The organism is Curtobacterium sp. C2H10 (assembly GCF_025407985.1).
Classification (GTDB): domain Bacteria; phylum Actinomycetota; class Actinomycetes; order Actinomycetales; family Microbacteriaceae; genus Curtobacterium.
This window is the reverse complement of the sequence record NZ_JABXGF010000077.1, coordinates 1-11,708: the sequence shown is the minus strand read 5'-3', so window position 1 is coordinate 11,708 and position 11,708 is coordinate 1. Positions and strand designations below refer to the sequence as shown.

10 protein-coding genes are annotated in these 11,708 nt (G+C 73.4%); 2 read left to right on the top strand and 8 right to left on the bottom strand.

The features are described 5' to 3' along the window. The 5 genes from HWD93_RS17575 to HWD93_RS17555 form a co-directional block, all read right to left on the bottom strand. A partial coding sequence (locus tag HWD93_RS17575) for a DUF3488 and transglutaminase-like domain-containing protein (protein WP_261647515.1) occupies positions 1 to 2,351 on the bottom strand: 2,351 nt, incomplete at its 3' end. Then, positions 2,348 to 3,679 (bottom strand): DUF58 domain-containing protein, encoded by a 1,332-nt coding sequence (locus tag HWD93_RS17570; protein WP_071302792.1) that lies wholly within the window; start codon positions 3,677 to 3,679, stop codon positions 2,348 to 2,350. The genes HWD93_RS17570 and HWD93_RS17575, both read right to left, overlap by 4 nt. After that, a complete protein-coding gene (locus tag HWD93_RS17565; protein ID WP_261647514.1) occupies positions 3,679 to 4,671 on the bottom strand; it encodes a MoxR family ATPase in 993 nt (330 codons plus the stop codon). Before HWD93_RS17565 ends, HWD93_RS17570 begins: the two co-directional genes overlap by 1 nt. A gap of 175 nt (positions 4,672 to 4,846) precedes the next feature. Next, complete coding sequence (locus tag HWD93_RS17560; protein ID WP_261647513.1) at positions 4,847 to 5,851, bottom strand: sugar phosphate isomerase/epimerase; 1,005 nt, start codon at positions 5,849 to 5,851, stop codon at positions 4,847 to 4,849. Beyond that, positions 5,848 to 7,071 carry a Gfo/Idh/MocA family protein gene (locus HWD93_RS17555; protein ID WP_229086064.1) on the bottom strand — a complete coding sequence of 408 codons (1,224 nt, stop codon included), beginning with the start codon at positions 7,069 to 7,071 and terminating at the stop codon, positions 5,848 to 5,850. The genes HWD93_RS17560 and HWD93_RS17555 overlap by 4 nt, the downstream gene beginning before the upstream one ends. A gap of 96 nt (positions 7,072 to 7,167) precedes the next feature. Between HWD93_RS17555 and HWD93_RS17550 the strand changes: the two genes are divergently transcribed. After that, positions 7,168 to 8,166: a LacI family DNA-binding transcriptional regulator gene (locus tag HWD93_RS17550; protein WP_261647512.1), complete on the top strand. Its 999-nt coding sequence runs from the start codon at positions 7,168 to 7,170 to the stop codon at positions 8,164 to 8,166. 91 nt (positions 8,167 to 8,257) lie between these two features. Here the strand turns inward: HWD93_RS17550 and HWD93_RS17545 are convergent, their stop codons facing one another. From HWD93_RS17545 to HWD93_RS17535, 3 genes are read right to left on the bottom strand one after another with little or no spacing between them, the layout of a single operon-like run. Next, a complete protein-coding gene (locus HWD93_RS17545) occupies positions 8,258 to 8,923 on the bottom strand; it encodes a Type 1 glutamine amidotransferase-like domain-containing protein (RefSeq protein WP_261647511.1) in 666 nt (221 codons plus the stop codon). Beyond that, positions 8,920 to 9,933: a glycosyl hydrolase family 18 protein gene (locus tag HWD93_RS17540; RefSeq protein ID WP_261647510.1), complete on the bottom strand. Its 1,014-nt coding sequence runs from the start codon at positions 9,931 to 9,933 to the stop codon at positions 8,920 to 8,922. The genes HWD93_RS17545 and HWD93_RS17540 overlap by 4 nt, the downstream gene beginning before the upstream one ends. A 48-nt stretch (positions 9,934 to 9,981) precedes the next feature. Then, entirely contained in the window at positions 9,982 to 10,431 is a 450-nt protein-coding gene (locus HWD93_RS17535; RefSeq protein WP_070418145.1) for a MarR family winged helix-turn-helix transcriptional regulator, read from the bottom strand. Between the two features lie 134 nt (positions 10,432 to 10,565). Here HWD93_RS17535 and HWD93_RS17530 point away from each other — a divergent pair. Next, positions 10,566 to 11,708 (top strand): MFS transporter (locus HWD93_RS17530; RefSeq protein WP_261647509.1); only part of this gene is annotated, 1,143 nt, incomplete at its 3' end.

Sequence of the window (11,708 nt, the reverse complement as noted above, 5' to 3'; positions counted from 1 at the left end):
AGATGTGTATAAGGAGACAGGCGCCGCCCTTCGTGCGACCACGCGGACGAGGGCAGCAGGCTCGGCGGCAGCAGGCGCGACCGGAGCACCCGCGCACCGGAGGCCGAGGCGTCCAGGGCGACCCGTGCCTCCTGGACCGCCGCGAGCAACGCCGCAGCGTCCACCGAGGCCGCACCGCCCGCGGCGAACCGCTCCCGGTCGACCGCGTCGACGATCGCCTCGAGGTGCGGCAGCACCGTCGCCGGCACCGACGGCCGGAGTCGCCCGAGCACCGCACGTGCCGTCCGCGCTGCTGCGGCGGCGTCACCCGGCGGCGCGAGGCCCGGCGCGTAGCCGTGGTCGGCGACGTCGTCGAGCGCCTCACGCCAGGCGTTCACCGCCGGTGACCTGCCGGATCGCACCGCGCCGAGGCGTCTCCGACGGCGGAGTGCCCGGAGGAGCGCCGGCGACACCAGGAGCGCCACGGCGATGACCAGTCCCACCGCGAGCCCGAGGGGTCCGTTGCCCCCACCGCCGGTCGTCCCGGCGGCCCCCGGCGCGGCGGACGCGCTCGGCGTCGGCGTCTCGGACGCGGCGGGAGCGGATTCGCCCGGGGCGGGCAGCGGTGTCTCCGGGGCGGCGGCCGAGGGGGTGGACGTGGCCTCGGTCGAGGGCGTCGCGGCGGCGTCGGAGTCGGGCGTCGGCTCGAACGCGACCCAGCCGGCGCCCTTGATGTAGAGCTCCGGCCACGAGTGCAGCTGCCGGTTCGACACCGTGTACTCACCGTCGGCCTGCGTGGAGCCCGCCCGGTAGCCGACCGCGATGCGCGACGGGATGCCGAGCGTGCGGGCCATCACCGCCATCGCCGAGGAGAAGTGGACGCAGTAGCCCTCGCGGACCTGCAGGAACTTCGCGACGACGTCCATGCTGTCGCCGTCGTAGCCCTGCTCGACCGGCGCGGTCTCGGAGTACGTGAACAGGTCGCTGCGGAACCACTGCTCGAGCGCGCGGCCCTTCTCGTAGTCGGTGGCCGCGCTGCCCGCGACGCGCTGCGCCGTCCGCGCGATGCTGACCGGCAGCTTGTCGGGGAGCTCGCGGTCGGTGCGGAGCTGGTTCGCCGAGGGGGTGGCGAACCCCCGGCCGTCGGCACGTCCGAGCAGGCCGGAGCCGGCGATCGCGTCGAGGTACTCGCCGGCCCACGTCGAGGCGCCGTACACCTCGTAGGTGGCACCGCGCGGGGTGGCCGGGCCGGTGGAACGCACCGTGCTCGACTCCCCCATCCAGCGCCACTGCGACAGGTCGAGGTTCGTCGAGCGCGACTCGATCGAGACCGCGCCGGCGGGGACGGGCAGGTAGTTGCTCGACAGCCCGGTGACCCGGATCGTGACGTCGCCGCGGCTGGAGAGCCGCGGGTTGATGCCGACCGCCCACTGCTGCTGGTCGGCGGTCTCGGACTTCGCGGCGTCGGTGGTGGTCGGCACCCAGTCGCCGGTGCCGAACTCGTCGAGGTTCGCGAGCTTCAGGTACTCCGGCCGACCGTCGGGCGAGCGGTAGCGGAACACCTCGAGCTCGTTCGGCTGCCGGAGGTCTTGCCCGAGGTTCAGCAGCGTGCCGGGGCGCCCGGGCTGCACGGGCGACTGGATCGCCCCGGTGACGCCGGACAACCAGCTGGCGTTGAGCGGCACGATCGCGGGCAGTCCCACGGCGACGACGAGTCCGATCGCCCCGACGACGGCGGCGGGGAACGCCCGTTGGACCGGCCGCACCGAGAGCCAGAGCAGGACGAGGAAGGCGATGCCGGTGGCGATCACGAGCCCGGGTGCCGCGGGGGCTCCGGTGACGACGCCCGGCACGATGAGGATCACGAGCGCGGGGACGGCGGCGAGCGCGGCGGTCGGGGCGACGGCCGCGAGGAACAGCGAGACGCCGGCGACCCAGCCGATCGCGACCGTGACGATGAGCCGGATCGCGTCGGACTGCGGCAGCGGCGCGGGGTTCAGCCGGATCGCCGCGAGCGTCTCGCCGAGCGCGCCGTTCCGGTCGAGCCACCCGAGTGGCTGGACGTCGTTCACGACCGCGGCGGCGCACGAGCAGACCACGAGCGCCGCGACGAGTGCCACGAACCGCACCCCGGGCGCCCGACGACGGACGGCGAGCATCGTGCCGACGAGGACGGCGGCGACGAGGACGCCGGACACCCACCACGCGACGCCCTGCACGAGTGGACGCATGGCGAGGGCGGCGATGAGGACGGGCACCGGTGCGAGTGCGACGACCCACGGGCTCGGCGAGTCCGGTCGGTCGACCCGTCGGTCGGGTTCGCGCCGCGCCTCGCCCCGGGGCGGGGCCGGACGGGTGGCGACGCCGCTCACCGGATGCTCCCGGGCGCGTGGGCACCGGCGACCGGGACCACCAGGGTCCGCCACCCGCCGCGGTCGAGGATGCCGCGCACCACCGGGTCCGGCGGGACGATGGTCGCCAGGATCCCCCGGCTCGACCCGGTCGTCGCGGAGACGAGCTCGGCGGCCTGCTCGGCGGTGCAGTTGCCGGTGACGACCGCGGTCATGCCGTGCACGTCGCGGCCGCGGACGTCCGGGAGGACCTCGGTGACCTCGCGGGCGTCGGAGCGGACCCGGACGTCGGCGAGCCCCACGAGCACGTCGGTCAGTCCGCCGGCGTCCCCCGCATGCCGGGTGCTGCCGGACGGTCCGTCGCTGACGAGCACGACGCGCGAGGTCCGTGCGGCCAGTGCCCGTGCGACGCTCGCGGCGACGACGACCGCGTGCTCGAACGCGGCGTCGCCGCCGAGGTCCGAGAGCTCCGCCAGGTCGTCGCGGCCGAGGCGCTGGTACGACTCGCGTCGGACGTCGAGCGCGATGACGGCCTCCGGCGGCTGCGCCTGCGTGGTCTGACGGACGTGGAGTTCCCCGCGGCGGGCGCTCTGGGCCCAGTGCACACGGCGGATCGGGTCACCCGGGCGGTAGGGACGCAGTTCGCTGTCGTCGGCCGACCCGCCCTGCCCCACCCGTCCTTCGTCGGCGGAGACGGCTCCGGCGAGCGCACCCGCGTCGAGCGACGCGAGCGGCGTCGATGCCGGGACGACGACGACCTCTTCCGCGGCGACCACCGGTCGGTCGATGCGGAGCAGGCCGAACGGGTCCTCGACGCGGATCGTCACCGGGCCGACCACGCTGCGCCCGCGGTGCATCGCCAGGGCCTCGACGTCGAGCACCGCCGGCGGGAGGTTCGGCCCGACCGCGGCGTACGTCTCGGCGGTGGACATGCTGACGAGGGCGTCGTCGAGCTGTTCGCGCACGAGGAGCATCGACCGCGGGCCGATCGGCAGGCTCGTCCCCCCGAGGGTGATCCGCTCGCGGTACACCTCGCCGACCTGGACGATCGCCCGCGCCGTGCTCCGGCTGCCGCGCAGCGGTGCGGCGACGACGAACGCCATGACGATGCCGAGCACCACGAGCACGAGGAGGAGCAGCCCAGCGGACACCGCGACGCTCGTCGTCCCCACGAGCCCGCCGCCGATCAGCCCGATGCCGACCGCGATCACGGTCCAGCCGCGCACGGTCGGTCGGGGGAACGGCGTACGGCGCAGCAGCGCGAGGCCACGCCGCCCGTACCGGAGCGCCCCGGAGCGCAGGGCGCCGGCACGCAGCGCGAGCGACGTCGGCGCCGGGGACCCGGACATCAGGAGCGGACGGGGGTCGCCGTGAACGGCACGGCCGTGTCGGACACGATGCGCACGACGATGTCGCGGACGGTGTCGTCGCCCGTCCCACCGAGGCCGCGGGCGACCGGCACGAGCCGGTGCGCGAGGATGACCGGCGCCAACGTGGCGACGTCGTCCGGCGTGACGAAGGGACGGCCGAGCAGCGCGGCGTGGGCACGGGCGGCCGAGGCGAGGTGCAGCGTGGCCCGCGGGCTGGCGCCGAGCACGATGTCGGGGTGGCTGCGGGTGGCCCGGACGATCGCGACGATGTACGCCTCGACGTCGGGCGCGACGTGGACCGTGCGCACCGACTGGATGAGGTCGCGGAGGGTGTCCACGTCGACGATCGGACGGAGGTGCGCCAGCGGGTCGCCCCCACCGCGGTTGGTCAGCATCTGCCGTTCGGCGTCGGCGCTCGGGTACCCCATCGTCAGGCGGGCCATGAAGCGGTCGCGCTGGGCCTCGGGCAGCGGGTACGTGCCCTCCATGTCGATCGGGTTCTGCGTCGCGACGATCATGAACGGGCTGTCCAGCTTGCGCGTCACCCCGTCGACGGTCACCTGCGCCTCGGCCATCGCCTCGAGCAGCGCCGACTGGGTCTTCGGACTCGTGCGGTTGATCTCGTCGCCGATCACGACGTTCGCGAACACCGGCCCCGGCGAGAAGCGGAACGTGCCGGAGGACTGGTCGAAGATGTTCACGCCGGTGACGTCCGACGGCAGCATGTCCGAGGTGAACTGGATGCGGTTCACGGACCCGCCGACCGATGCGCCGAGCGCCTTGGCCAGCACCGTCTTGCCGACGCCGGGGACGTCCTCGACGAGCAGGTGCCCCTCGGCCAGCATCACCGTCAGGGCGGTGCGGATGGCCTCGGCCTTGCCGTCGACGACGGTGGAGACGGCGGCGGTGATGTCGTCACCGACGTCCCGGATGCGCTCGATCGGGAAGGCGGGGTCGGTCGGTTCCGGCACGCAGGCCTCCTCGGCTCAGGACAGGTGTCGTGCATGCTACAACGGCCCGGTGACAGGGACCGGGGGATGCGTCACCGACCGGGCCGCCGGACACACGGCGACGGACTGGAGGCGCGGGTCACGTGCGCCGATCAGCGCACGTGATCCGCGCCTCCAGTCCGGATCCCGCAGCAACTCAGACGCGAGCCGCCAGCGACGCGTCGGCGGCCAGCAGGACCTGCGCCGCCACGGCGACGCCCTCCTCGCGCCCGAGCTCGGTGTCCTCGTGCTCGATGTTCACCCACATGTCCGGGTCCACCTCGCGCAGGGCCTCGAGGAACGCCGACCAGTAGGCCTCGTCGTGCCCCTTGCCGAGCGCGACGAAGTCCCATGCGGACGGCTTCGGCCACTCGTTCGCCCACTCGTCCCCGCCGAGGTTCGTGCGCGGCTCGTCCGGCGAGAGCCGACGGAACGAATTGTCGAGCACGCCGTTGATCGCCGCCTGCGGGTTGATCCGGACGTCCTTCGCGGCGGCGTGGAACACGAGCGGACCGAGGTCGCGGACGACCGCCACCGGGTCCATCTGCTGCCAGAACAGGTGCGACGCGTCGAGCTCGACGCCCACGTTGGTCAGCCCGCCGCGCTCGACGAGCTCGCGGATCGTGGCCGGGTTGAAGACGACGTTCTGCGGGTGCAGCTCGAGCGCGACCTTGACCCCGTGCTCGCGGGCGAGGGCGTCGATCTCCTGCCAGAACGGCACCGCGACGCTCCACTGGTACTCGATCACGTCGAGCGCGGCGGAGTTCCAAGCGTTGACGATCCAGTTCGGCCGGGTGCCGCCGGGTTCCCCCGCGGGGAGACCCGACATCGTCACGACCCGGTCCTGGCCGAGACGGGCCGCGAGCCGGATGCTGCGGCGGACGTCCTCCGCGTGCTTCGGCCCGATCGCGGGGTCCGGGTGCAGCGGGTTGCCGTTGCAGTTCAGGCCGGCGATCGAGACGCCGGTCCCGTCGAACTGCGCGAGGAAGGCGTCGCGCGCCTCGTCGTCGTCGAGGATCTCGTCGACGTTCGGCACGTGCACCAGCGGCAGGAACCCGCCGGTGTTCAGCTCGATGCCGGTGAGGCCGTTGCCCGCGATGACCTCGAGCGCCGCGGCGAGCGGGCGGTCGTGGAAGATCGCGTTGTAGAGACCGAGCTTCATGCGTGTGCTCCTCCGGTGACGGACGCTGCGGTGAGGTCGACGGTTGCTCCTCCGTCGGCGGCGGACCGGGCCACCGCGTCGAGGATCTCCATGTTGTGGACGCCGTCGTCGAACGTGGCGTTCGCCGGCAGCGGGTCGGCCGTGTTGCCCACGACCTCGTCGAGGAAGGCACGCGCCTGGTACTCGAACATCTGGTTCTGCCCCCAGCCGACACCGGGAGCGTCCATCGCCATGCCGCCGGCGACGTAGGGGTGGTCCGGGCCGAGGACGACCTGACGGTAGCCGCCGAGACGGGAGCCGTCGGACTGCAGCGCGAGTCCGATCTCGGATGCGCGCTCCTGGTCCCAGCGTGCGGCGCCGCGCTCGCAGAACACCTCGACGACGAGGCCGTTCGGGTGCGAGGTCGCGACCCGGGAGACCTCGAGCGAACCGACCACCGAGCCGTCGCCGAAGCGCGCGTTGAACGTGGCGTAGTCGTCGTTCTCGACGTCGGCGAACTCCCCGGTCAACGGGACGGCCTGGCCACGGAGGGCGAATCCGGCGGCGATCGGCCGCTTGGTGATGGCCGTGGTGAACATGCCGCCGTTGACGCTCTGCACCTCGCCGGCCAGGAACTCGGCGACGTACGCGAGGTGCGACCCGACGTCGGCGAGGGCACCGGTCCCCGGGGCCCCCGCGAAGCGCCACGAGAACGGGACGTCGGGCGAGGAGCCGTAGTCGGTCCAGTACCGCGCGGAGACGTGCAGGACGCGACCGAGGGTGCCGTCCTCGACGAGCTGCTTGATCGCCGCGAGGCCGGGAGCGCGTCGGTAGGTGAAACCGACGCGGGCGGTGAGACCACGACCGGCCGCGAGCGAGGCCGCGGACGCCATCGCGCGGGCGTCGTCGAGCGAGTCCGAGAGCGGCTTCTCGCACAGCACGTGCTTGCCGGCGGCGAGGAGCCCCTCGACGATCTCGCGGTGCAGCGTGTTCGCGACGACGACGCTCACCACGTCGATGTCGTCGGCCTCGGCGATCGCTCGCCAGTCGGTGTCGTGCCGGTCGTACCCGAAGCGCGTCGCTGCCTCGGCCGCGAGCGGTTCGTAGACGTCGCCGACCGACACGAGCCGGACGGGCGGCAGCGTGTGACCGAACAGGGACGGTGCGTTCCGCCACGCGGCCATGTGGGCCTTGCCGGCCATGCCGGCGCCGATGACGGCGACGCCGATGCTGTCGCTCATGTTCTCTCCCTCGAGAAGTCGGTGATGGCTCTGGAACGTTCCAGAGAGCGTCGGTAGACTGTAGACGCACCCACCCATGTCCTGTCAAGGAGCCGCGTGTCCCGACCACCGACGATCATCGACGTCGCGACCCGTGCCGGTGTCTCGAAGTCGCTCGTCTCGATGGTGATGCGCGACGACCCCGGCGTCTCGGACACCCGCCGGGCGGCCGTCCTCGCCGCGGCCGCCGAGCTCGGCTACCGCCCCAACCGTGCCGCCGCGATCCTCGCCGGCACGCGGACGCGCACGATCGGCGTCGTCGTCGACGACTTCCGGAACCCCTGGTACGTCCCGATGCTCGACGGCATCCGCGACGCGCTCGCCCCGCACGGCCTGCGCCTCACGCTCGCGGACACCCGCGCGAACGCCCACCTCGACTCCTCCCCGTTCGACGACCTCGTCTCGCTCCGTGTCGACGGTGTCGTGCTCGCCGCCGAGGGCTTCCCCGACCTCGTCGTCCCCGCGGACACCCCGGTCGTCATCGCCGGCGCACGCGCCGACGTCCCGGGAGGACTCGACGTCGTCGCCTCCGACGAAGCCGCCGGCGGACGTCTGGCCGCGGATCACTTGGTCGGCCTGGGTCACCGCCGCATCGCCCACGTCACCGGCTCGGGAGGCCCGGCTGCCGTCCGCCGCGAGGCCACCGTCGCCCGGATGGTCGCCTCCGGCATCGAGCCGCTGGTGTACGGCGAGGGACCGACCTCGGAGCAGACCGGCTACCGCGGCACCGTCCGCGCACTGCAGGACCACCCGGACCTGACCGCGGTGTTCGCGGCGAACGACGTCATGGCGATGGGCGCGATCGCCGCCGTGCACGAGGCCGGGCTCCGGGTACCGCAGGACGTGTCGGTCATGGGCAACGACGAGACCCCGCTCGCCGCGTCGCCCCTGCTGCGCCTGACGACGGTGGACCCGCACAACGACGAGGTCGGGCGACTCGCGGCGGACCGGCTCGTCGAGCTGATCGGTGCAGCCGAGCGGCCGGAGCCGACCCGGGTCCTCGTGCCGCCGTCGCTCGTCGTCCGATCGACGACCGCTCCCCCGCGCGCCCGCTGACCGTCCGGACGGCGGGCATCCCCCGGTCGCCGGCTGACGGGCGTCCGCCGGTCGCCGCCTGACGGGCGTCCGCCGGTCGGTGCCGATCTCGTCACGGCGCGAGCTGCACCCAGCGCCCCTCGGAGACGACCCGGACCGAGCCACCGTCGACCGCCACGGCGGTCTGCTCGTCGATGGCGTAGGCGGTCGGAACGCCGATCTCGGCCGCCCACCGCTCGGCGTTCTCGAGGGTGTTCTCCGGGAACGCGTCGAGGTGCGGGAAGATCGAGAAGTCGACGACTCCCAACGTCACGTCGTCGACCGCTGACGGCCACGCGACGAAGGACGCGCCGATGCGCGGCGTCATGACCATGCTGCCGGCGCTCACGCCCACCCACACCGTGTCGGGCAACGAGGGCAGCAGGTCCGCGAGCCCGGATGTCCGCATCCAGTGGGCGAGGTAGGTGGCGTCCCCGCCGTCGACCAGCAGGACGTCGGCTCCCGTGACCCACCGCCGCCACCGCTCGGGCTCGATCGTCGGCAGCGCCGTGAGCTCCAGCACGCCGATCGACGCCCAGCCGAGGCCGGTGAAGGCGCGGGAGTCGGGACCGCCGACCACGAGGTCCCGGACCGAGGCCGGTCCGCACATCGGATGCCCCCACTGCGCCGTGGGGACGACGAGGGCGTTGGCCTCCTCGACCGGCTTGCCGAGCATCGACACGAGCGCGGCGTGGATCGTCGGGTTGGTGACGCCTCCCGAGGTCAGCAGGAGCTTCACGTCGTCTCCGATCCAGGCAGTCCCAGCGTGCTCAGGGACCACAGTGCCTCGCCGTGCAGCCCGAGGTCCTCGGCGAGCGCGACCCGCGCCCGGTAGGAACGTGCGTCGGACCAGTGCAGCTCGCGGCCGTCGTCCAGCGTCGCCGACCACTCGCCGGTCCGGGCCGACCACCGGGCATCGTCGCCCGCGAGTTCCCGTGCCCGCGCCGGGCTCACCTGCGCGTCACCCGAGCCGCCCCACACGTACCCGTACCCCGCGATGCCGAGGTCGATCCGGTCGGCCGGGACGCCCGAGCGCTCGGCCGCATCGACCACCCGCTCCGCCCACGGCAGGGACCCGATGGTGCCGGCACCGCTCCAGGGCCCGTGCTGGTCGTACGTCATCAGGACGAACCGGTCGACGTGGTCCGCGAGCGCACCGAGGTCGTACCCGGTGTCGCGGTAGCCCCGCTCGTCCGTCGAGGCCATGACCGCGATCGACACCTCGGCGTCCGACCCGAGCCGCTCGTGCACGGCGTCCTCGAGCGTCGCGGCGAACGCCACGAGCCCGGCACGGTCGCGACTCCGGAGCGACTCGAGGTCGATCTGCACGCCGCGCATGTGCGCATCGGACGCGAGTTCCGCCAGGCGCTCGGCGACCCGCGAGCGGTTCCCGGCGTCCGACAGCAGCGCGGTGCCGACCTCGGGTGAGAAGTCCCCGATCGACTCGGAGAAGTTGCTGACGAGCAGTTCGGGTGCGGCTCCACCGGTACGCGCCGTCCGGGCGAGTGCCGCCACGCCGCCGGGCAGGTCGTTCAGCCCGGCACCGTCGTCCGCCACCGTGACGCCGTCGATCCCGATCGTCGCCGCACGACGGGACGCGTCCGAGACGTTCGCCGCCGATCCGTCACCCGGCTCGACGTACGCCTCGACAGCGAGGTCGGCGTCGGGACCCTGCGTGGCGACGCAGCCACCGAGGGCCAGCGCGACCACGACCGCGAAACCGACCACGAGTCCTGTCCGCCGCACCACCCGCTCACCGTAGCGTGCGGGGCGGGGTCGGGCCGCGCCTCCTGGACCTCAGACGGTGGCACCCTCGAGCCGGTCGACCGCGACGGCGAGCTCCTCGAGCTCGGGGACCTCGCGCGCCTCGGCGAGCGCTTCCTCGAGCGCGGCGGCGTGCACGGGCGTGGCCTCGTCGAGCAGCCGTTGGCCCGCGTGCGTGAGCTCCGTGTAGAGCCCGCGGCGGTCGTCGGCGCAGAGCACGCGGGTGAGGAGGGCGCGCTCCTCCAGGCGGTTCACGAGCCGGGTCGTCGCACTCGGGCTGAGCGCTGCCGCCCGGGCGAGCTGCTGCATGCGCATGTGGAAGCCGTCCTGGCGGCGGAGGGCGTCGAGCACCGTGAACTCGACGACCGACAGGTCGACGGCGCGCAGCGCCCGCTCGAGCCGCGTCTCGATGAGGCCGTGCAGGGCCGCGAGCGTGCGCCAGCCGTGGGCGCGGACGGCGACGGAGGAGTCGTCGACGGACATGAGGGGCCTCCTGGTGTGCTTCCGGGCAGGATTGGTTGCTTGCGCGGATACCCCGCGTGTGCAACTATCGATATCCCGCGTCTGCAACAACCAGCGTACGCGGCCCAGCTGCACCGCACAACGGAAGGACATCCATGCCCGCGGGACTCATCGCCCTCGCACTCGGCGGATTCGGCATCGGCCTGACCGAGTTCGTCATCACCGGGCTCCTGCCCGAGGTCGCCGCCGACTACGGCGTGACCGAGACCACCGCCGGGTGGCTCGTGACCGGGTACGCCCTCGCCGTCATCGTCGGCGCGCTCGGACTCACCGCCGCGACCACCCGGCTCCCCCGGAAGCCGGTGCTCATCGGGTTGCTCGTGCTGTTCGTGATCGGCAACACCCTGTCCGCCCTCGCGCCGGTGTACGGCGTGATGATGCTCGGCCGGGTCATCGCGGCCCTCTGCCACGGGGCGTTCTTCGGCATCGGCTCGGTGGTCGCGTCGAACATGGTCGCGAAGGAGAAGCGGGCGTCCGCGGTCGCCCTGATGTTCACCGGGCTCACCGCGTCGAACGTGCTCGGCGTCCCGTTCGGCACCTTCCTCGGCCAGGCGCTCGGCTGGCGCGCCACGTTCTGGACCATCGCGGCGATCGGTGTCGTCGCCCTCGTCGGGGTCGCCCTGCTCGTCCCCACCGTCCGCTCGGCCGACGCCGCGGTCCCCTCGCTCCGCCGGGAGCTCGGCGCCTTCCGCTCCGGCCAGGTGTGGCTCTCGCTCGGCATCACCGTGCTCGGCTACGGCGGGATGTTCGGCGCCTTCACCTACATCGCGTACACGCTGACCGCGGTGTCCGGGTTCTCGTCGGGCGCCGTGCCGTGGCTGCTCATCGTGTTCGGCGTCGGGCTGTTCGTCGGCAACTTCGCGGGCGGGAAGCTCGCGTCCCGGTCGATCGACGGCACGCTGCTCGTGGTGCTCGTCGTCCTCACGGTGGTGCTCGCCGTGTTCGCGGCAGTGGCGGCCTCGCCCGTGCTCACCGTGCTCGCGCTCGTGCTCATGGGGGCGTTCGGGTTCGCCACCGTGCCGGCGCTGCAGACGCGGGTGATGCAGTACGCGGACCACGCGCCGACCCTGGCGAGCGGGGCGAACATCGCGGCGTTCAACCTCGGGAACGCGCTCGGCGCCTGGATCGGTGGGCTCACGATCGCGGCGGGGCTCGGGTACACGTCGCCGATCTGGGCGGGGGCCGGGATCACGGCGGCGGCCGTGGTGCTGACGTCCGTCGCGGCGGCCGCGGCGCGG